General features: G+C 50.5%; 15 protein-coding genes and 2 pseudogenes. 9 read left to right on the forward strand and 8 right to left on the reverse strand.

Annotation, left to right across the window (positions count from 1 at the left end; genetic code table 11):
- Nucleotides 1-292 precede the first annotated feature (292 nt).
- From CRG49_RS04625 to nagZ, 3 genes are all read left to right on the forward strand, one after another.
- On the forward strand, nt 293-1,807 hold the full coding sequence (locus CRG49_RS04625) for a DegQ family serine endoprotease (protein ID WP_095503366.1): 1,515 nt from the start codon (nt 293-295) through the stop codon (nt 1,805-1,807).
- Nucleotides 1,808-2,155: 348 nt separating this feature from the next.
- Nucleotides 2,156-3,679: a Na+/H+ antiporter NhaC family protein gene (locus CRG49_RS04630; protein ID WP_095503365.1), complete on the forward strand. Its 1,524-nt coding sequence runs from the start codon at nt 2,156-2,158 to the stop codon at nt 3,677-3,679.
- An 86-nt stretch (nt 3,680-3,765) separates the two neighbouring features.
- Nucleotides 3,766-4,818, forward strand: coding sequence for a beta-N-acetylhexosaminidase (gene nagZ, locus CRG49_RS04635; protein ID WP_195690076.1), 1,053 nt, complete (start codon nt 3,766-3,768; stop codon nt 4,816-4,818).
- Between the two features lie 218 nt (nt 4,819-5,036).
- Here the strand turns inward: nagZ and CRG49_RS04640 are convergent, their stop codons facing one another.
- The gene (locus CRG49_RS04640) at nt 5,037-6,767 is read right to left on the reverse strand and encodes a potassium/proton antiporter (protein ID WP_198515148.1); all 1,731 of its coding nucleotides are present in this window, start codon (nt 6,765-6,767) and stop codon (nt 5,037-5,039) included.
- Nucleotides 6,768-7,056: 289 nt separating this feature from the next.
- Between CRG49_RS04640 and CRG49_RS04645 the strand changes: the two genes are divergently transcribed.
- From CRG49_RS04645 to CRG49_RS04665, 5 genes and pseudogenes are all read left to right on the forward strand, one after another.
- On the forward strand, nt 7,057-7,929 hold the full coding sequence (locus CRG49_RS04645; RefSeq protein WP_095503362.1) for a DUF808 domain-containing protein: 873 nt from the start codon (nt 7,057-7,059) through the stop codon (nt 7,927-7,929).
- 71 nt (nt 7,930-8,000) lie between these two features.
- Nucleotides 8,001-9,545, forward strand: a complete 1,545-nt coding sequence (gene lnt / locus CRG49_RS04650; protein WP_095503361.1) for an apolipoprotein N-acyltransferase — start codon at nt 8,001-8,003, stop codon at nt 9,543-9,545.
- Between the two features lie 294 nt (nt 9,546-9,839).
- On the forward strand, nt 9,840-10,703 hold the full coding sequence (rpoH, locus tag CRG49_RS04655; protein ID WP_095503369.1) for an RNA polymerase sigma factor RpoH: 864 nt from the start codon (nt 9,840-9,842) through the stop codon (nt 10,701-10,703).
- 188 nt (nt 10,704-10,891) lie between these two features.
- The gene (hemA, locus tag CRG49_RS04660) at nt 10,892-12,145 is read left to right on the forward strand and encodes a glutamyl-tRNA reductase (protein WP_095503360.1); all 1,254 of its coding nucleotides are present in this window, start codon (nt 10,892-10,894) and stop codon (nt 12,143-12,145) included.
- Between the two features lie 87 nt (nt 12,146-12,232).
- Nucleotides 12,233-13,861: pseudogene (locus tag CRG49_RS04665) on the forward strand (multidrug ABC transporter permease/ATP-binding protein); the annotation flags it as partial.
- A 79-nt stretch (nt 13,862-13,940) separates the two neighbouring features.
- On the opposite strand, the gene argF reads toward CRG49_RS04665, so the two are convergent.
- The 7 genes and pseudogenes from argF to CRG49_RS04700 form a co-directional block, all read right to left on the reverse strand.
- Nucleotides 13,941-14,936 (reverse strand): ornithine carbamoyltransferase, encoded by a 996-nt coding sequence (argF, locus tag CRG49_RS04670; RefSeq protein WP_095503358.1) that lies wholly within the window; start codon nt 14,934-14,936, stop codon nt 13,941-13,943.
- 82 nt (nt 14,937-15,018) lie between these two features.
- A pseudogene (locus tag CRG49_RS04675) lies at nt 15,019-15,525 on the reverse strand (methylated-DNA--[protein]-cysteine S-methyltransferase); the annotation flags it as partial.
- Nucleotides 15,526-15,600: 75 nt separating this feature from the next.
- Nucleotides 15,601-16,734, reverse strand: a complete 1,134-nt coding sequence (gene dapE, locus CRG49_RS04680) for a succinyl-diaminopimelate desuccinylase (RefSeq protein ID WP_095503356.1) — start codon at nt 16,732-16,734, stop codon at nt 15,601-15,603.
- Between the two features lie 144 nt (nt 16,735-16,878).
- Nucleotides 16,879-17,496 (reverse strand): HI_0552 family protein, encoded by a 618-nt coding sequence (locus tag CRG49_RS04685; RefSeq protein ID WP_095503355.1) that lies wholly within the window; start codon nt 17,494-17,496, stop codon nt 16,879-16,881.
- Nucleotides 17,497-17,594: 98 nt separating this feature from the next.
- On the reverse strand, nt 17,595-18,104 hold the full coding sequence (locus tag CRG49_RS04690; protein WP_095503354.1) for a hemerythrin domain-containing protein: 510 nt from the start codon (nt 18,102-18,104) through the stop codon (nt 17,595-17,597).
- A 120-nt stretch (nt 18,105-18,224) separates the two neighbouring features.
- Nucleotides 18,225-18,806, reverse strand: a complete 582-nt coding sequence (gene azu / locus CRG49_RS04695; protein WP_095503353.1) for an azurin — start codon at nt 18,804-18,806, stop codon at nt 18,225-18,227.
- A 219-nt stretch (nt 18,807-19,025) separates the two neighbouring features.
- Nucleotides 19,026-19,454 (reverse strand): DciA family protein, encoded by a 429-nt coding sequence (locus tag CRG49_RS04700; RefSeq protein WP_095503352.1) that lies wholly within the window; start codon nt 19,452-19,454, stop codon nt 19,026-19,028.
- A gap of 152 nt (nt 19,455-19,606) precedes the next feature.
- Here CRG49_RS04700 and secA point away from each other — a divergent pair, with 152 nt between their 5' ends.
- Nucleotides 19,607-22,363, forward strand: coding sequence for a preprotein translocase subunit SecA (secA, locus tag CRG49_RS04705; protein WP_095503351.1), 2,757 nt, complete (start codon nt 19,607-19,609; stop codon nt 22,361-22,363).
- The last annotated feature ends 102 nt before the right edge of the window (nt 22,364-22,465 follow it).

A 22,465-nucleotide genomic window follows, 5' to 3' on the forward strand; every position in this document is an offset into this window, starting at 1 on the left:
AAACTTTTGCTCTGAAATTTTGCTGAACTTTTGATACTTATTTTTTAGTTTCATATTAGGAGCTTATCAGGTTTTTTGATGATTTTGCTTCCTAAGCCCCAATATAGCTAGGCTTTGAGGCCGTCTGAAACGTTTCAGACGGCCTTTTCCATTGAAAATGAAATGCTTGAAAAAATGTCCATAATCGGTAAAATTGCCCCTATCCATTCGAATTAGGGGTATTGTGGGCATCTTGCCCTTCCGTCTGATTGACAAACCGCAACCCGATAAAACAGATACTGCATAACAAGGAATGACTGTGACAAAAAATACCAAAAGATATATGGCTTTAGCCATCGCCTCCGCACTGGCGTTGAGCGCGTGTGACAAAGCCGGCAGTTTTTTCAGTAACGACAACACCCAAGACGAAGAAAAAGAACTGGTTCAACGCATTGAGCCGCAAAAAGACGACGGCAGCATCGGTATGTTGCTGCCTGATTTTGCCCAATTGGTACAAAACGAAGGGCAAACCGTGGTCAATATTCAAGCCACGGCAGCCAAGCGCAGCCAGCAGCGTGCTGAAGAAAGCGGTATGGATCTCAGTCAATTTCCGGATAACGATCCATTCTATGAATTTTTTAAACGCTTGGTACCCAATCTGCCCGATATGCCTCAAGAAGGAGCCGACAGCAGCGAGCTGAACTTCGGCTCAGGTTTTATCATCAGCCCCGACGGCTACATTCTCACCAATACCCACGTTGTTGCAGGTATGGGCAACATCAAAGTATTGCTCAACGACAAACGCGAATACACCGCCAAGCTGATTGGTTCCGACCAGCAATCTGATGTGGCTTTATTGAAAATCGAGGCCGACAATCTCCCGACTGTCAAAATCGGGGATCCCAAAATGCTCAAACCGGGCGAATGGGTGGCGGCTATCGGCGCACCGTTTGGCTTTGACAACAGCGTCACTTCAGGCATTGTGTCGGCGAAAGGCCGTAGTCTGCCGAACGAACACTACACCCCGTTTATCCAAACCGACGTCGCCATCAACCCGGGCAACTCGGGTGGACCATTGTTTAACCTTAAAGGCCAAGTGGTCGGCATCAATTCACAAATCTACAGCCGCAGCGGTGGCTTTATGGGCATTTCGTTCGCCATTCCGATTGATGTGGCGATGAATGTGGCCGAACAGCTGAAAACCAGCGGCAAAGTGCAGCGCGGCCAATTGGGTGTGATTATCCAAGAAGTCTCTTACGACTTGGCAAAATCGTTCAACTTAGACCGTGCCAGCGGCGCTTTGATTGCCAAAGTGATGCCAAACAGCCCCGCGCAGCAAGCCGGTTTGCAGGTAGGTGACATTGTGCGCAGTGTAAATGGTGAAGAAGTGCGCGCTTCCAGCGACTTACCGGTCATGGTCGGCGCCATGACCCCGGGGAAAGAAGTAACACTGGAAGTGTGGCGCAACGGTGAGAAAATTGCCATCACTGTAACCTTAGGAAGTACGGGGACATCATCGCCTAGCGCTCAAGCTGAAATGGGAAACTTGATGTCACCCAATGATGTACAAACCTTTATGATAGAAGAAGCCGGTCTGACCCTGCAGACTCAAGCCACCGATAACACACAACGCTTAATCGTTGCCCGCGCAAGCGGTGCGGCCGAACGTGCCGGTTTGAAGCGCGGTGACGAAATCATGGCGGTAGGGCAAATGTCGGTGAATGACGAATCAAGCTTCCGCAGTGCCTTAATCAGCGCCGGTAAAAATGTCCCACTGCTGGTACGTCGCGGCGGCGATACTCTCTTCTTGGCCTTGAATCTGCAATAAAACGGCATAAACTTGTAAAGTAATGATAAAATACCCGTTATTTTTGAAATGGCGGGTATTTTGCCGTTTAGCCTTAATGCTTTTTCAGACGGCATGAGGCTTTGCAAAACTCAATTTAAACCAAGAAAACTATGCCCGTCATTCCCGCGTAGGCGGGAATCCAGACTTAGAGTTTTCAGGAATATTTAATTATTTCAGTAATTTTACGTTCTGGATTCCCACCTACGCGGGAATGACGGTTTAAAGATTTTTGAAAATTTACGAGTTTTACAAAGGTCTCGACCTTATTCATACACATTATTCCGTCTGAAACAGACTAATTTCATTGACACTTTATCCTTTTATTTTATGCAATTAATCGATTACTCAAGCTCTTTTATGTCGGTGATTCCGGCATTTCTGGCGCTGGCGCTGGCCGTGATTACCCGCCGCGTTTTACTCTCTCTGGCCATCGGCATCATCGTCGGCGTATTGATGCTCACCGGCGGCAACCCGCTCAATGCCCTGACCCACTTTAAAGACATTGCTATATCATTGGTTTGGGCTGATGGCGAATGGTCGCTGGGTAAACTCAAAATACTGATTTTCTTGTTATTATTGGGTATTTTTACTTCTTTGCTGACTTATTCAGGCAGTAATCAAGCATTTGCCGACTGGGCAAGACAACACATTCAAAGCCGTTGCGGCGCCAAAATGTTGACCGCCTGCTTGGTATTCGTGACCTTTATTGATGACTATTTCCACAGCTTGGCCGTGGGCGCGATTGCCCGTCCGGTGACCGACCGCTTCAAAGTATCGCGTGCCAAATTGGCTTATATTTTGGACTCCACCGCTGCACCGATGTGTGTGCTGATGCCGGTTTCCAGCTGGGGGGCTTCGATTATCGCCACGTTGGCAGGCTTGCTGGTGACCTACAACATCACTGAATACACGCCGATGGGCACGTTTATCGCCATGAGCGCGATGAACTATTACGCCTTGTTTGCGCTGTTGATGGTGTTTTTTGTGGCGTATTTCTCGTTCGACATCGGTTCGATGAGCCGCTTCGAGCAACAAGCCCTGAACGAAACACATGAAGAACAAGCCGTTTCAGACGGCTCGAAAGGCCGCGTGTTTGCGCTGATTATTCCGGTATTGGTGCTGATTTTCGCCACCATTTCCGCCATGCTCTACACCGGCGCACAAGCCTTAGAAAGCTTCAGCATTTTAGGCGCATTTGAAAACACCGATGTGAACACTTCATTGGTATTCGGCGGCGTGTTGGGCGTGTTGGCAGTATTGTTCTGCACAGTCGGCACCATCGAAGCCCATGTTTACCCAAAAGCGATTTGGGAAGGCATGAAATCGATGTTTGGCGCCATCAGCATTCTGATTTTGGCGTGGCTGATCAGCACCGTGGTCAGCGAAATGCGCACCGGCGAATTTTTATCCACCTTAGTCGCGGGCAACATCCACCCGGGCTTTTTACCGGTAATTCTGTTTGCCTTGGGCAGCGTAATGGCATTTGCCACCGGCACCAGTTGGGGCACCTTCGGCATTATGTTGCCGATTGCTGCGGCCATGGCGGTGAAAATCGACCCGAGCCTGATTATCCCTTGCTTGTCGGCAGTGATGGCCGGCGCGGTGTGTGGTGACCATTGCTCACCGATTTCCGATACCACTATTCTGTCCTCCACCGGCGCACAATGTAACCACATCGACCACGTCACTTCGCAGCTGCCTTACGCACTGACCGTGGCTGCCGCAGCCGCCAGCGGCTATCTGGTACTGGGCTTCACCCATTCCGCCCTGCTCGGCTTCGGCGTGACTGCCGTGGTGCTGGCGGTATTGATTTTGGTGTTGCGCAGCAAAAAAGCCGCACTTGCCGCTTAATTGTTCAGACGGCCTCAAGGCCGTCTGAAACGTTTTGCAATAAAGGAAACAAAATGACCCAAACCGTGATGGAACGCGGCCCGGTGATGGCCGATGTGAATGCGTTTGCATTGACCGACGAAGAAAAACAACGCCTGCTCGACCCTGCCATCGGCGGCGTGATTCTGTTTCGCCGAAATTTTGACAACGTGCCGCAACTCAAAGCCTTAATCCGCGACATCAAAGCCTTGCGCACGCCAGAGCTGATTATTGCCGTCGACCACGAAGGCGGCCGCGTACAGCGTTTTATTAACGGTTTCACACGCCTGCCGGCCATGCGCGTATTGGGCGAAATTTGGGACAACCAAGGCGAAGCCGCCGCCAAAACCCAAGCCGAACAAGTGGGCTGGGTATTGGCAACCGAATTGAGCGCCTGCGGCGTGGATTTATCGTTCACACCGGTATTGGATTTGGATTGGGGGCAATGCGCCGTTATCGGCAACCGCAGCTTTCACGAAAATGCCGACATCGTCACCGAATTGGCCTTGGCCTTGCAAAAAGGTTTAAACAAAGGCGGCATGAAATCCTGCGGCAAACACTTCCCCGGCCACGGCTTTGTCAAAGGCGACAGCCACCTCACCCAGCCGCAAGACGACCGCTGCTTGGCCGATTTACAGGCCGCCGATATGATTCCGTTCGGCAAACTCAGCGATGCAGGCATGGCTGCGGTGATGCCTGCGCATGTGGTTTATCCACGAATCGCCCCGAATCCGGCCGGTTTTTCAGAAAAATGGCTGAAACAAATCTTGCGCCAAGATATTGGTTTTGACGGCGTAATTTTTTCAGACGACCTCACCATGGAAGGCGCGGGCAGCGCGGGTGGCATTAAAGCGCGCGTTCAAAGCGCGTTTGCCGCCGGCTGCGATATTGCATTGGTGTGCAACCGCCCTGACTTAGTCGATGAACTGCGCGAAGATTTCGACATGCCGCATAATCCGCACTTGGCCGCACGTTGGGCTTATATGGCCAACACCTTGAGCACCGAAGCCGCCGAAGCGATGATGCAGAGTAATGAATTCAAAGCCGCACAAGCCTTAACTGCCCAACTGGCGACACCGAAAGATGTTGCCAACGGCGTGAAAGTTGGTGAAGCGTTTTAAAGCTTGAGACCTTTGCAAATTCCCCATCTTTGGCACATTTCTTCGTTATGCGCTGCTCGAAAGCTTGCCTATCTTTGTGATATGTCTGCACTTTCTGTGCTGCTTTAACTTCGAACTGCACTCAAATCTGGGGTTTTGCAAAGGCCTCAGCCTGAAAAATAAATCGAGGCCGTCTGAAACATTTCAGACGGCCTCGATTCATATAAACAGCTCATTGTTTAATCAGGGAACTTCATACCCATCAATTTAATGCTGCCGTCTTTATTCAATTCTTTAATCGTCAGCTCAAATTCACCAATGCTCACGCGGTCGCCCTCCACCCATTTGGTGCTTTCCGAACGCAGCTCAAATAATTCGCTCAAGCTCAAACTCTCTTCGTTCGGCTGCAATTTCAAACCATAAGCCTTCGCCAAATCACCGGCACGGCTAACCGGATCAAATGAAAATTCGCCAAAATAATCGAAATTCAGCAACACGCTCTTATCGGTTTCAGTAAAGTAATAGGCCATATTTTCGACCTGATCATCAGGCAGGATATACCAAGCAATGTCGTCTTTTTTCAGCTTGGTATCGCTTTGCAACTCGATTCGGTGTCCTTCGCGAATCAGTGCAAAACAGCGGCGGTCGAAGCTGGCTGAAATTGGCGCCACATCATCGGGATGCACGCCTTCTGCTTCGGATTGCTTCACCACTTTAAACGATGTCATGCGCACTGCTTCTTTTTCCGCCAACCAAATATCGCGGCTGTCGGTTGGCTCCGGCTTCGGCGGCATGGCCACTTTCAGCAAGCGCGCCATCACCGGAATGGTTGTGCCCTGAATCAGCAGTGACAACACCACCACCGCAAATGCCACGTCAAACAATGCCCGCGAATTGGGTACACCCATCACCAATGGCATCATCGCCAGCGTAATCGGCACTGCACCGCGCAAACCCAGCCAACTGATGTATGCCTTTTCACGCACGCTGTAATTAAACGGCCACAAGCCGGTAAGCACTGCAATCGGTCGCGCCACCAACATCAAAAATGCCGCCAATACCATCGCATCAGAACCACGCTCCAACACACTCGACGGTGTTACCAGCAAACCCAACACGACAAACATGGTTGCCTGAGCCAGCCATGCTAAGCCGTCCATCACGCGTAAAACGTGTTCCGTCGCGTGGTTGTGCTGATTGCCCACCAATACGCCGGCCAAATACACCGCCAAAAAGCCGCTGCCGCCAATCAAGTTGGTAAACGAAAACACCAGCAAACCACCCGATACAATCATCAAGGCATACAAACCTTCCGGCAGATTCAGACGGCGTACCAGCTTGGCCAGCAATTTGCCACCGATAAAGCCCATCAGCAAACCAAAGCCGATTTGTAGCAGCAACATCCACACAAACGACATCACGCCGCCCTCATCCGGCTTAACCATCATGGCAATGACCGCAGTCACCAAGAAAATCGCCATTGGGTCGTTGGCACCGGATTCAATTTCCAGCGTCGCTTGCACACGCTGATTCAAGCGCACGCCGCTGTTGCGCAACAGACTGAATACCGCACCGGCGTCGGTCGAGCCGACAATCGCCGCCATCAGTAAACCAAAGCGCCAATCCACATCCAAATAAAGCGTGGTGAAAATACCTAACAAAGCTACGCTGGCAAACACACCCCATGTTGCCAACACCGCCGCCGGTTTCAAACCGATATGGAAGCTCTGAAAACGCGTGCGCAATCCACCATCCAGCAAAATCACCGCCAAAGCAAGCTGGCAAATGAAGTTGGCCGAGACAAAATTGTCAAACTCAATGCCGCCTATCCCCTCTTCACCGGCCAAAATGCCAACCCCCAAAAACACCAACAGCAAGGGCATACCCAAACGCGCCGACAGTGTGGTGGAAACCACACTCAAAAACAGCAGCGCGCCGCCGAGCAGGAATAAGATATTCATCCAATCCACGTTTTTATTTCTCCTGATCTGCTGGAAGTTAAGGGGGAAAACAGCGATTTATGGCGTTATCGGCCGATTATGGGGAATTTTAGCACATGTCATACCATGCAATTGGCAACCACTTAATAATCTTTTCTTTCCTTTAATTAAATTAAAGGCCGTCTGAATGATAAAATCCGTATAATTTTCAGCTATAATAGTGGGTTTCGCTAAAGGCAGATTTATGCGTCAACTGGTCGCCAATCAAACCTAGCTTAGCGGAAAATCATGACTTTTTCTTTATTAGGAACCATTCAAAATGGCTTTTGCTTCCCTATTTACCCTGCTTGACGACATTACCGCCGTATTGGACGACGTGGCCTTAATGACCAAAATGGCCGCCAAGAAAACTGCCGGCGTGGTCGGCGACGATTTGGCCTTGAATGCCAACCAAGTGACCGGTGCTTCTGCCGAACGCGAATTGCCGATTGTATGGGCAGTGGCCAAAGGCTCGCTGATTAATAAAGTCATTTTGGTACCGGCGGCTTTATTGTTATCTATTTTCCTACCGGCTGCGATTACGCCTTTATTGATGATTGGCGGCGCGTATTTGTGTTTTGAAGGCGTGGAAAAGCTGCTGCATAAATTTTTGCACAAAAACGACGACAATGAAGCCGCTTCGCACGCCAGCGATGAAATTTTTGATGAAAAAGCCAAAATCACCGGCGCCATCCGCACCGACTTTATTTTGTCGGCCGAAATCATCATCATCGCCTTGGGCGTGGTAAGCGCCTACGGCGTGCTGACCAAGTCTTTGGTGATGTCGGCCATCGGCATCGGCATGACCGTGATTGTGTACGGCTTGGTTGCCATCATTGTTAAGCTCGATGATTTAGGTTTGCGCCTAATCGAAAAAGGCAGCAGCGCTGCCAAAGCCTTTGGCCGTGGCATCATCGCTTTCATGCCGTGGTTTATGCGCGCATTGAGCGTGGTCGGCACTCTGGCGATGTTCTTGGTCGGCGGCGGTATCATCGCCCACAACTTCGGCCCAGTACACGATTTCCTGCACGCCCATCATTGGGATACCGGCCTGATGGCACAAGTGGCCAACTTAGTGGTCGGTGTACTGACCGGTGCGGCGGTGTGCGCCGTGGTATTGCCTTTGATGAAAGTATTCTCTAAAAAACATTGATTTGTGTGCCGTAAGGCCGTCTGAAACCTAAAGCCTTCAGACGGCCTCCACTCTTTCTTGTCACTTAACGCATGAAGATTCTCCGTAAACTCGAAACATATTGGCAAAAGCCGCTGCTCTATTGGCCGCTGGTCATCGTTATCGGTAGTGCTACGCCGCTCGCCTTTGCCCCTTATTATCATTTCTGGCTGATGCCACTGCTATTCGGCGCTCTGATCCGCCTGATTGAGCTGCGCCCGCGCGTGGCTGCTTCAACGGCTTATGTGTTCGGCTTTTTTGCTTATGTGTCCCAGTTTTACTGGATTCATACTGCCTTGCACGAAGTTGCCGGCCTGCCGAATCTTTATGCTATTCCAATGACAGTGTTGCTGCCGGCATTTTTGGCGCTCTACCCTGCCCTGTGTTTTTGGTTATGGAAAAAATTCCACTTTCCGCGCTGGATTAAAATCGGTATTGTGCTGCCGATTTTATGGACGCTAACCGAGTTTGCCCGCGAACGTTTCTTGACCGGTTTCGGCTGGGGCGCATTAGGTTATTCACAAATCACCAAAACCAGCCCGCTGGCCGGCTTCGCACCCATCGGCGGCATTCATTTGGTGACCTTTGCCACCGCCTGCATTGGCGCATGGTTGGTATTGTTGGTCGATAACGCAGGCCGTCTGAAAAACCGGCTCATGCCTTTATGTTGCGGCGTGGCTTTGTGCACCGTCGGCTACATCGCCCAAGAAGCCGAATTTACCGAACCGGACGGCAGCACCAACACCGTCGCCCTGCTGCAAGGCAATATCGAACAACACATCAAATGGCAGGAAGACCAAATCGTTCCGACCATTCAAAAGTATTACGAGCAGCTGAGCAAAACCCGTGCCGACATCGTGATTTTGCCGGAAACCGCCATTCCGGAAATGCGCCAAACCCTGCCAGAAGAAGTGTTGAGTACCTTTGCCGCGCAAGCACAAAGCAACGGCAGCGCGCTGGCTTTGGGCATCAGCCAATACACACGTGATGGCAACGGCTATGAAAATGCCGTGATTAACTTAAGCAACTACAACAACACCACCGCCGAAGAAATCCCGTATTACGCCAAAAACCACTTGGTGCCGTTTGGCGAATACAAACCCTTACCCGCCATCACCAACGTGCTTTACCGCATGATGAACATGCCGCTGGCCGACTTCCGCAAAGGCGGCGAAGGCCAAGCGCCTTTGGTGATGAAAGACCAGCGTGTGGCATTCAACATCTGCTATGAAGACGGTTTTGGCGACGAATTAATCGCCACTGCCCGCCAATCCACCCTGCTGGCCAACGTCAGCAATATGGCATGGTATGGCGATTCCAACGCCATGTATCAGCAATTGCAGCAGTCGCAAGCGCGCGCGATGGAATTAGGCCGCTATATGGTGCGCGCCACCAACACCGGCACCACCGCGATTATTTCGCCTAAAGGCAGCATCATCAGCGAAGCAGAAGCCAACACCGAAACCGTGTTAGAAGGCCATGTCAAAGGCTACATCGGCGAAACGCCTTACATGAAAATGGGCAGTTCTTGGTGGCTAATCGGCCTACTCAGCGCCGCAGCCTTACTGCTTTTCACCCTGCGCAACAAGCAAGAATAAGCCCATCACTACACTGTTCAGACGCCTGATAGACTGATTGTTTATCAGGCCGTCTGAATTTACATCACCCATAAATTGTTCTATAATAAGTCTATTCCCGAGCAAAACACTAAAATATTAAAAATTAATCATATTTTTAAAAATACAAAATTTAACCTATCACACATACAACATTAACACAAAAAAGCGGTCTAATAGCCATATCAAAACAGTAGTGTTATACTACTTCGCCACACATTCTTAAGCGCTTGCTGATTACCGGCTGGCGCGCATAACAAGGAAAGCCACTTAATGATGAATAACGCTTTTGCATTACCAGTAATCCACAGCGGTAACGGTAGCTTGGAGCAATACATTCATACCGTGAACAATATTCCAATGCTTTCTGCCGAAGAAGAAACCCAACTGGCAGAACGCCAACAAAAAGGCGATTTAAACGCCGCTAAACAATTGATTCTTTCCCACTTGCGCGTGGTGGTGTCCATCGCCCGCGGTTACGATGGCTACGGCCTGAACCAAGCCGACTTGATTCAAGAAGGCAACATCGGCCTGATGAAAGCAGTGAAACGCTACGAACCAAGCCGTGGCGCGCGCTTGTTCTCATTTGCCGTGCATTGGATTAAAGCCGAAATCCACGAATTTATTCTGCGCAACTGGCGCTTGGTGCGTGTAGCCACCACCAAGCCGCAACGCAAACTATTTTTCAATCTGCGCAGCATGCGTAAAAGCCTGAATGCCTTGTCGCCGAAAGAAGCGCAAGACATCGCCGATGATTTGGGCGTAAAACTTTCCGAAGTATTGGAAATGGAACAACGCATGACCGGCCACGATATTGGCATTTTGGCCGACAGCAACGATGACGAAGACAACTTCGCCCCAATCGACTGGTTAGCCGATAACGAAACCGAGCCGACCCAGCAAATCGCCAAGCAAGCCCATTACGCGCTGCAAACCGATGGCCTGCAAAATGCCTTGGCACAACTGGACGACCGCAGCCGTCACATCGTTGAAAGCCGCTGGTTGCAAGACGATGGCGGTTTGACTCTGCACGAATTGGCTGCCGAATACGGTGTATCGGCCGAGCGCATCCGCCAAATCGAAGCCAAAGCCATGCAAAAATTGCGCGGCTTCTTGGCTGAAGAAGCCGAAGCAGTTTAAAACCAAAATCAAAGGCCGTCTGAATCATTTCAGACGGCCTTTTTCTATCCGTTCAATCATTTAGCCCAACCATTTTCTGCTAAAATTTAGCAATCAAACAGATTGCATAAGCCGCAAAACATTCTTTTTAAAACCAACTTACGCTATAATAACGCCTTCACGCACACTACCCTATTCTTAACATTCCCATGCAACTTACCGCCGTCGGACTCAACCATCAAACTGCGCCTTTGAGCATACGCGAAAAGCTGGCTTTTGCTGCGGCAAGCCTGCCTGATGCCGTGCAAAGCTTGGCCAGCAGCGATGCGGCCAAAGAAGCGGTAATTTTGTCCACCTGCAACCGCACCGAGCTTTATTGCGTCGGCGACACCGAAGAAATCATCGAATGGCTGGCGCAATACCACGACTTGCCCGCCGATGAAATCCGCCCTTATCTCTACACCTTCGACAGCAACGAAACCGTGCGCCATGCCTTCCGCGTAGCCTGTGGCTTAGATTCGATGGTATTGGGCGAACCACAAATTCTCGGCCAAATCAAAGATGCCGTGCGCATCGCGCAAGAACAAGAAAGCATCAACAGCAACCTGAATGCCTTGTTCCAAAAAACATTTGCCGTCGCCAAAGAAGTGCGTACCGATACCGCCGTGGGCGAAAATTCGGTATCGATGGCGTCTGCTTCGGTAAAAATGGCCGAACAAATCTTCCCCGACATTGCCGATTTAAATGTCTTGTTTATCGGCGCGGGCGAAATGATTGAATTAGTGGCCACTTATTTTGCCGCCAAAAATCCGCGTCTGATTACCGTCGCCAACCGCACCCTGCCGCGCGCGCAGGAATTGTGCGACAAACTCAGCGTCAACGCCGAGCCGTGCTTATTGAGCCAACTGCCGGACATCATGCATGAGTACGACGTGATTGTGTCGTCCACCGCCAGCCAATTGCCGATTGTCGGCAAAGGCATGGTCGAACGTGCATTAAAAAAACGTTACCACATGCCTGTGTTCATGCTCGATTTAGCCGCGCCACGCGACATTGAAGAAGAAGTCAGCGAATTAAACGATGCCTATCTCTACACCGTGGACGATATGCAGGACATCGTGCAAAGCGGCAAAGAAGCACGCCAAAAAGCCGCTTCCGCTGCCGAAGCCATGGTGGAAGAAAAAGTCGGTGAATTTGTCGAATGGCAGAAAAGCCGCCAAAGCGTGCCGCTGATTCGCGCATTACGTGACGAAGGCGAACGCGCCCGCCGCCAAGTATTGGAAAACGCCATGAAACAATTGGCCAAAGGCACATCGGCCGAAGAAGTATTGGAGCGTTTATCCATTCAATTGACCAATAAATTGCTTCACTCGCCTACCCGTGCACTCAACAAAGCCGGCTCTTCCGACAACGACATCATCGACACTGTTGCCCAAATTTACCATTTGGACAATCATGAATAAATCATCAAGGCTGTCTGAATCGTTCAGACGGCCTTGGTATTCCTACTGCTTTATACATGAACATCATTTCCCTTATCTACCTACCGGCAATACCGTAAGCCTTTTCTGATTATGTTCGGCCTGACCTTGCTGTCCGGCCTGTTCGGCATCGGCGTATTAATGTTTATCAACACTTATCTGCTGCAAAGTGAAGCCGGCGCGATCAGTGGCTTGATGTGGCCGTTCGGCTTACTGTTACTGGCTTATTTGGTAGTGGCCACTTGGTCGCAAATCCGCCTGTCGCGTATTGGTCATCAGTTTGTGTTTGAAATGCGCACGCAGCTTTTGAAGCGGATTATGGATTCGCAAGAAGCGCAAATCCAGCTGACGGGCAAACCAAAACTACTGGCCAGCTTGTCGAACGACATCCGCTCGTTGAGCATGGCATTTACCCGCTTGCCCGAGTTTACACAAGGCGTATTGTTTACCGTCGGTTGTAGCCTGTATTTGGCGTGGCTGTCACCCAAGCTTTTTCTGGTTACCGCTGTCGTGTTGCTGCTGATGATTGTCGGCACCAATCTGATTGTCAAACACGTGTTCCAAAGCTTCCGTAAAATGCGTGGTTTTGAAGACGAGCTTTACACCAATTATGAAACCAGCCTCGACGGTCATAAAGAGCTAACGCTCAACCGCTACCGCGCCGAGCGCTTCTATCGCGAAGACTTCACTACCGCCGCACAAAATAACCGTAGCTGGGCGGTGCGTGCCGATAGTCTGCATGCCTTGGCAATTAACTGGGGCAACACCGCCATGCTGGCGGCAGTCGGCATTATTTTTTATTTATCGGTGTATCATCAGTGGGCGAGCCTGACCGATGCAGCAACCGTCACCATGACTGTTTTGTTTATGCGCTCGCCGCTGTCGCAAGCCATCGGCGCGTTTCCCATGCTGATGAACAGCAAAGTGGCACTCGAAGCGCTGAACAATCTCGGTTTAACGGCATACCACCCAAAGTTTCACAGCCATCATCACATGCCATCTGAATGGCAGACCATCCGTTTGGAAAATATCACCTACACCTACCCCGAACAAGGCGGGCAATCATTCGCATTGCAGCCGGTGAATCTCACACTTCGTCGCCATGAAACCGTTTTTCTCATCGGCGGCAACGGATCAGGCAAATCCACGCTGTCGATGATTTTGGCCGGTTTGTACATCCCGACTTCGGGCAAAATCTTTGTGGACGACATCGAAATCACCGAACACAACCGCGATGCCTACCGCCAACTTTTTGCCAGCGTATTCACCGATTTTCATTTATTCGACCAACTGGTCGACAACATGGGCGAAGATGCTTCTGCCGAAATGATTGCCCGCTGGCTCGACCGCCTGCAATTGAGCGACAAAGTAAAACTTGAAAAAAACCGCATTCTCAACAGCAAATTATCACAGGGGCAAAAGAAACGTCTCGGCCTGTTGGCGGCAGCATTAGAAAACCGCAGCATGCTGATTCTCGACGAATGGGCAGCCGACCAAGACCCGCATTTCCGCCGCGTGTTTTACGAAGAACTGCTGCCGCTTTTGCAGCAACAAGGCTACACTGTCTTCGCCATCAGCCACGATGACAAATATTTCCATCACGCCGAACGGATTATCTCGATGAAACAAGGCGTGTTGAGCGAATTTAATGCTGAAGAAGCGGTGAAAGTAGCTGATGAACACAGCCGTGAAGGTTGATTTCTTCTGAAAACCAATCAACAACAAAAGACCGTCTGAACAATCATGTTTCAGACGGCCTTGATTTTATTCTTAAACCTTACTCACCCAGTGCAGCCACCATCACTGCTTTAATCGTGTGCATGCGGTTTTCCGCTTGGTCAAACACAATACTGGCTTCGCTTTCGAACACGTCTTTGGTTACTTCCACGCCGTTAAGGCCGAAAGTTTCATAAATCCATTCGCCGACTGTGGTTTCACGGTTGTGGAAAGCAGGCAGACAGTGCATGAATTTCACTTGTGCATTGCCTGAAGCGGCCATCAGCTCAGGCGTGACGCGGTAGGCTTTGAGCAAATCGATGCGCTCCTGCCACACTTCTTTCGGCTCGCCCATGCTCACCCATACGTCGGTGTGGATAAAATCCACGCCGTTGACGGCTTCTTTGGCGTTTTCGGTCAGCAAGATTTTCGCACCGGTTTCCGCTGCCACGGCTTTGGCTTGCGCCACGATGTCTTCAGACGGCCACAAGGCTTTTGGTGCACCGATGCGCACGTCCATGCCGAGTTTCGCGCCCAGAATCAACAATGAATTGGCCATGTTGTAACGCGCGTCACCGACATAAGCATAAGCCACTTGATGAAGCGGTTTGTCGCTGTGTTCCTGCATGGTCAGCGCATCGGCCAGCATTTGTGTCGGGTGGAATTCGTTGGTCAAGCCGTTGAACACGGGTACGCCGGCGTATTTGGCCAATTCTTCGACAATTTCCTGCCCGAAACCGCGGTATTCAATGCCGTCATACATGCGACCCAACACGCGCGCAGTATCTTTGATGCTTTCTTTATGGCCGATTTGACTGCCGGTCGGCTCGAGATAGGTCACGCCCGCGCCTTGATCGCGCGCCGCTACTTCAAAAGCGCAACGTGTGCGGGTGGATGTTTTTTCAAAAATCAGCGCAATGTTTTTGCCTTTCATCTGCTGCACTTCTTTGCCTGCTTTTTTGGCGGCTTTGAGTTCGGCGGCAAGCTTCAAATAATGCAGGATTTCATCTTGGCTGAAATCGAGCAGCTTTAAAAAATGGCGGTTTTTGAGATTCATGGCACTCTCTCTATCGTTATGTTTTCAAATGATTCAAATCTTTTTTCAGACGGCCTGATTGCAAACAAGGCCGTCTGAAACTTTAAAACAGCGTTCCCTGCTCCATGCCGCTTTCCAAATCCAGCAAAAAACGTTTGCGCGTCATGCCGCCGCCGTAGCCGACCAACTTGCCGTCACTGCCAATCACGCGGTGGCACGGAATCAGAATCGACACTTTGTTTTGCCCGTTGGCCGCAGCGACCGCGCGGATGGCCTTCACATTGCCCAACTGCTGCGCCTGCTCTTTGTAGCTTAAGGTTGCGCCGTAGGGAATGGTCAGCAACACCTCCCACACCTGCTTTTGAAAATCGGTACCGACCATGTGCAGCGGCGTGTTGAATGTTTTCAGACGGCCTGCGAAATACTCAGCCAATTCCTTTTGAAATTCATCATGATACGCGCTTTTTTGCCAACTGAAATTGGCTGACAAAGCTTGATGCAGATGGTTCAATTCGCGCTGCAATTGGTCTTGATCGGCAAATTCAAGCAAACACAAACCTTCGCTGCTGAACACGGCCAAGATTTTGCCGATGGGCGTGTCCAGCCGTGCCACGTTTAAGGTGGCGGTGTAATCGTCGCAATGGGCAAAACGCAAATCGGCAGGGTTCATTTCAGACGGCCTTCATTATCTCAACAATTCCGACATCATGCCTTCATAAATCGCGGATAATTTCGGAATATCGTCCAACAACACATTTTCGTTAAGCTGATGAATGGTGGCGTTGCTCGGACCCAATTCAATCAATTCAGCCGCAATGGCTTTGATGAAACGGCCGTCTGAAGTGCCGCCGCTGGTGGACAATTCGGCTTCCACGCCGCAGATTTGCTGAATCGTAGCGCGTGCCACGTCGGTTAAGCGGCCGGCTTGGGTTAGGAACGGCTGGCCGGAACAAGACCATGCTAAATCGTACTGCACGCCGCAATGGTCGAGAATATCGTGCACACGCTGTTTCAGGTTCTCTTCGGTGGACTCGGTCGAAAAACGGAAATTGAATTTGACGTTGAGTTCGCCCGGAATCACGTTGGTGGCGCCGGTACCGCCGTTGATGTTGGAAATCTGGAAGCTGGTCGGTGGGAAATAATCGTTGCCCTCGTCCCATACTTCTTTTGTGAGCGCGAGCAAGGCCGGGGCAAAGGTGTGCACGGGATTCACCGCCAAATGCGGATAAGCGATGTGGCCTTGTTTGCCTTTAACGGTCAAATTGCCCGAAAGCGAGCCGCGACGGCCGTTTTTCAGCATATCGCCCAATACTTTCGTCGCGGTCGGTTCTCCGACAATACAATAATCAATCAACTCGCCTCGGGCTTTTAATACATCAACTACTTTGGTGGTGCCGTCGTGCGCGTCGCCTTCTTCATCGGAAGTAATCAGCAGCGCAATGCTGCCTTGATGGTCGGGATGCTCGGCCACAAATCGCTCGCAAGCGGTAACGAAACAGGCAATGCTGGTTTTCATATCAGCCGCACCGCGCCCATACAAACACCCTTCGCGCTCGGTCGGTTCAAACGGCGGCGAATCCCATTTTTCCAAAGGGCCGGTAGGCACCACATCGGTGTGTCCGGCAAAACACAACACCGGTGCGGTGTTACCGCGGCGCGCCCAGATGTTTTTGGTGTCGCCGAAATTCATTTCTTCGATGATAAAACCGATTTTTTGCAGGCGTTCGGCCAAAAGCTGCTGGCAGTTTTGGTCATCGGGGGTAACAGACGGGTGGGCAATGAGTTGCTTGGCTAGGTCTAGGGATTGGGTTTCAGTCATTTTATGCTTTATTTTCAATGGTATTTTTTAGATTGAGGCCGTCTGAAAGAAAACGCATTCCGCTTTTCAGACGGCCTGAGAATGCTGGTGATGATAACGAGATGCGCTTTATCTGGCAACTCGCAACAGGCCGTCTGAAAACAGTTATTTAAAACAGGCTTCATACAGCGGAGTCAATTCTTCTATCGCATCCACAATCCATCGCTGCACGTCTTGCTTGCCCAAATCCGCGCGCTCGATGTGTTTGCCGATGCAGAAAAAATCGTCTTCGTTGTGCAGACGGATGTTTTCAGACGGCGTGCCGGCTACGGTGGCGTAATCGGCGTATTCGTCTTCTGCACCGTGCCAAATATCGAAAGCAGCGTATTTTTGCGCGTCTAATTCGTCCAGCCATTGGTTGTACTGCGGCAAAGCAATGGGCGACACGCCGGCTTTGTAGCAATGCCAATCAAGGCTGACGGTAAGGCGGCGGCGGTTGAGCAACACAGAAATAATCGCGGCGGAATCTTGGTATTGTGCGTATTTGAAATAGGCGAAAAAGTGCGCGCGCACCTGCCAGCCGTTACACCAGCGCTCGATGTGCGGTGGCGCAAAGGGTTCGCCCAAATCATCGGCCACGCGCCCGATGAGTTCGCGCCAAATCTGCCAATGGTGTTTATACGCGGCTTTGGTCGGCTCAATCATTTCCGGCGCGTGTTTTTTCATTTGGGCAAACTGATAAAAGGGAATGTCGAAAAGTTCGCTGCTTTGCGGGGTGAGCATGGGGATTCTCTTTATGGGATAAATAAACGGTTTGCGCTTTCAGACGGCCTAGCGTGTGTTAAGGCCGTCTGAAACCATCAAACAATCATTTCTAAGCATTATTTGCGTCTTCTCGCCGCCATAATCTCGCCGATTTCGGTCAGCTTTTCTTTCGGGATAAAGGTTTTGCCCATTTCAAATAAGGGTTCTTCAATATCCAAATGCACATCGTATCCGGCGGTAAAGCGCTGCAATACGTCGGTGTTTAACGGATAATCCGCATCTTCTTCCAAGCGGGCAAACTCCTCTGCCACTGCCGACCAGTTGGCATGCAGGCTTTCGTGTTGGCGCAATAATTCGTCAATGCTTTCCTGCGCTTGTGGGGCGTATTGCAACAGCAACGGAAAGAAATTTTCTTCTTCGTCTTCATGATGCAACGGCGCGGCCACGTTGAAATATTGACTGATTTGGCGCGTCGCCTGCAGCACCACATCATTGCGGCCGTTTTCAGCAATATATTCGGGCAGCATTTTTACTTGGCTGCAAAAACGGCGCACTTTGTCGTGGCAGGCATAGAGCATGTCGATGGGTTCGGCAAAGGTCACACTTTGGGTGTTGAAGGGATTCATGATGAGGTTCCTTATGTTCAGACGGCCTTGTTGTTTTATTCTACGCTTTTTGTTGCGCGATAAAGTAAAACAGCCCGCAACTAGGCAGGCTGTTCGATTCATATCGGTTGTGCAAAAAGACTAGTCAACCAAAGTGATGGTACCGTTCATCAAAGCACCGTGGCCTGGGAAGGTACAAGCAAATTTGTAGTTGCCGTCTGCCAATTTAGCAGGGTCGATTTTGATGGTGTCTTCCTCACCGCCACCGATTAATTTGGTGTGTGCTACGATACGCTCATCACCAGCTTTTACATATTCAGCATCAGGACCTGCAGCCACGCCGTCTTTGAATACGCCGTCTTGGTCTTCAGCTTTGGTGATCACCAAGTTGTGACCCATGCTGGCTTTAGGCTGAGTACCAACATGTTTCAATGTGATGGTGAATTCAGAACATGCTTTGCTAACTTGGATATCTTTGGTGTTGAACTGCATAGCGTCGTTTGATTCAACCACGACTTCACAGTTACCGGCAGCAGCAGCGTCGGCAGCTGGGGCAGCCGCTTCAGAAGCCGGAGCAGCTTCAGCAGGTGCGGCTTCTGCAGGGGCAGAGGCTTCGGCAGCAGGCGCAGGCTCGCTAGCAGGGGCAGCCGGAGCAGCAGGTTCTTGTGAGCAGGCCGCCAAACCGATAACAGCGGCAGAAATCAGAGCCAAATAAGCTTTCATGTATATCTCCTAATGATGAGAATGTTTCAGTTATCCAAAATATTTGTGCCAAAAGGCGCCATGCCTTCTGTGACAAAAGAGAAGTATGCGACTTTATTCTGCTATAAACTTTGATTTAAATCAAAGTTTAAATGAAGATTTACACCTGCTTACAAAATGAGAATTCATTCTATTTAATTAGGCTATTTTTTCATTGTCACACTAACATTATTTAACAAATTATCTTTGTCGATAATGCTTTTTAGCCAACTGTTCTAAGCGTTCGGCCAATTTTGGATGCTGTTCCTGCAGTTTAGCAGCGGTGTCTTCAAAACTCTGCAAAGCCACATCGCTTAATTGCAATGTATTTTTACGCTCGGGCTTGGGCGGTTTGGGCAATACTCTTACTTGCACATCGGCAATATCTGCGTGCAACAGCTTCAATTGCGGCAGCAGCGAGGGCAAAATCATTTTCAGGCGCGAAGAAGCCATATTATTGGCCGCCAGCAAAACCAGTTTGCCATTTTCAACACAGGCCGTCTGAAAATGCGCGCGCAAGTTGGCGGGCAGGATATTTTTCACTTCCTGATCCAACCTATGCCACTGTTGCGCTTGTTGCAACAATGCCTGCAAATGCCGGTCGCGTTTGCCCAATTGTTCTAAATTCATGTTTCAGACGGCCTTTTTATCGGTGATTTTGTCAACGAATATTGAAATACGGTAAAACTGTCTCTATTTCAGACGGCATGACTACCTTACACTATCGCTTGTGTTAAAATCCAGCTTTCGCCACTATTTTATATCAGGCGCAGGAACCATTCATGCTGACAAACATTGCAAAGAAAATCTTCGGCAGCCGCAACGACCGCTTGCTGAAACAATACCGTAAATCCGTTGCGAAAATCAATGCCCTTGAAGCCGACATGCAGGCTTTGAGCGATGAGGCATTACAAGGGAAAACCGCAGAATTCAAACAACGCTTGGCCGATGGCGCGACTTTAGACGACATCTTGGTCGAAGCGTTTGCCGTCTGCCGTGAAGCCAGCCGCCGCGTCTTGGGCATGCGCCACTTTGACGTGCAGCTCATCGGCGGTATGGTGCTGCACAACGGCAAAATCGCCGAAATGCGTACCGGTGAAGGCAAAACCTTGGTCGCCACGCTGGCCGTTTACCTCAATGCTCTGTCCGGCAAAGGCGTTCACGTCGTGACTGTCAACGATTACTTGGCCGCACGCGACGCGGGCATTATGGAGCCTTTGTATAACTTCTTAGGCTTAAGCGTGGGCGTGATTGTGTCCGACATGGAACCTTTCTACCGCCAAACCGCTTACGGATCCGACATCACCTACGGCACCAACAACGAATTCGGTTTCGACTACCTGCGCGACAATATGGTTACCGACCAATACGACAAAGTTCAGCGCGATTTGAATTTTGCCGTGGTCGATGAAGTCGATTCCATTTTGATTGACGAAGCGCGTACCCCGCTGATTATTTCCGGCCAAGCCGACGACAATGTGCAGCTTTATCAAGTGATGGACAGCGTTCCGGCGCACTTAATCCGCCAAGAAACCGAAGACGGCGAAGGCGATTACTGGGTCGATGAAAAAGCGCACCAAGTAATTTTGAGCGAAGCAGGTCACGAACACGCCGAGCAGATCCTCACCCAAATGGGCTTACTGGCCGAAAACGACTCGCTCTACTCTGCCGGCAACATCGCGCTGATGCACCACCTGATGGCCGCATTACGCGCGCATACTTTGTTCCACTTGGATCAGCATTATGTGATTCAAGACGACGAAATCGTGATTGTCGATGAATTCACAGGCCGTCTGATGGCCGGCCGCCGCTGGTCTGAAGGCTTGCACCAAGCCGTTGAAGCCAAAGAAGGTGTGGAAATCAAGCGCGAAAACCAAACGCTAGCATCCATCACCTTCCAAAACTATTTCCGTCTGTACACCAAATTATCGGGCATGACCGGTACCGCCGATACCGAAGCATTTGAATTCCAAAGCATTTACGGCTTGGAAACGGTGATTATTCCGACCAACCGCCCGATTCAGCGTAAAGACTTCAACGACCAGATTTTCCGTTCGACCGACGAAAAATTTGAAGCCGTGGTCAAAGACATTCAAGAATGCTACAACAAAGGCCAACCGGTCTTGGTCGGCACCACCAGCATTGAAAATTCCGAATTGGTGTCGCGCATGCTGACCGAAGCCGGTCTGCCGCACAATGTCTTGAACGCCAAAGAACACGAACGCGAAGCCTTAATCGTGGCGCAAGCCGGTAAAGTGGGGGCGATTACTGTAGCCACCAACATGGCCGGCCGCGGTACCGACATCGTGTTGGGCGGCAACTTGAAACACCAAACCGATGCCATCCAAGCCGACGAAAGCTTGAACGATGAAGACAAAGCCGCACAAATCGCCGCTTTGGAAAACGGCTGGCAAGCCGAGCATGACCAAGTGGTTGCTGCGGGCGGTTTGCACATTATCGGCACCGAGCGCCACGAAAGCCGCCGTATCGACAACCAGTTGCGTGGTCGTGCTGGCCGTCAAGGCGACCCGGGTTCGAGCCGTTTCTACTTGTCGTTTGAAGACCCATTATTGCGCCTGTTCGCGCTTGACCGCGCCGCCGCCATTCTCAACCGCTTGGCACCGGAACGTGGCGTTGCTATCGAACACGGCATGCTGACCCGCCAAATCGAAGGCGCACAACGCAAAGTCGAAGGCCGCAACTTCGACATGCGTAAACAAGTTTTGGAATACGATGACGTGGCCAATGACCAGCGTAAAGTGATTTACCACCAACGCAACGAAATCCTGACCAACAAAGACGTTACCGACTTAACCAAAGACATCCGCGCCGAAGTCATCAGCGATTTGGTCGATGCCCACATGCCGCCGGATACTATGGAAGAGCAATGGGATTTGCCGACGCTGCAAAGCAAATTGCTGGCCGATTTCCGCCTGAATGCCGACATCGCCGGCTGGTTGCAAGCCGACAACACCTTAGACGGCCAAGATGTGAAAGAGCGTTTGATTGACCACATCGAAACCGAATACGCGGAAAAAGTCGAATTGGTCGGCAAACAGCAAATGGCCGACTTTGAGCGCAATGTTATGCTGCAAGTCATCGACAACCAATGGCGAGAACACTTGGCGGCGATGGATTACCTGCGCCAAGGCATTCACTTGCGCAGCTACGCGCAAAAAAATCCGAAGCAAGAATACAAACGCGAAGCTTTTGCTATGTTTGAAAACCTGTGGAGCGGCATCAAGCACAACATTGCGTCGCTGCTGACTTCGGTGCAAATCGAGCGCAATGATACCCCTGCCGAAGACTTTTCTGCCCAACAAATCACCGATATGCAGGAAATGCATTCCGATGCGCCTGATATCGAAGAATTGCTCGGTGAATCGAAGAGCGACTTGGCTGCTGGCGCCTTCAATCCGGCCGGCAACGACTTCAGCCCCGAAGCCCTTGCTGCCAAAGGTCAAATCATTCACCGCAACGACCCATGCCCATGCGGCAGCGGCTTGAAATACAAGCAATGCCACGGCAAATTGAGCTGATTGATTAAAAATAAATCAAGGCCGTCTGAAAACAAAATCCGTTTCAGACGGCCTTTATGTTAAAATTCAGCCCATTCGTTTAACAACATTTTTAGAGCAGAA

This window comes from Neisseria sp. N95_16 (genome assembly GCF_002551535.2).
Taxonomy (GTDB): Bacteria; Pseudomonadota; Gammaproteobacteria; order Burkholderiales; family Neisseriaceae; genus Neisseria; species Neisseria brasiliensis.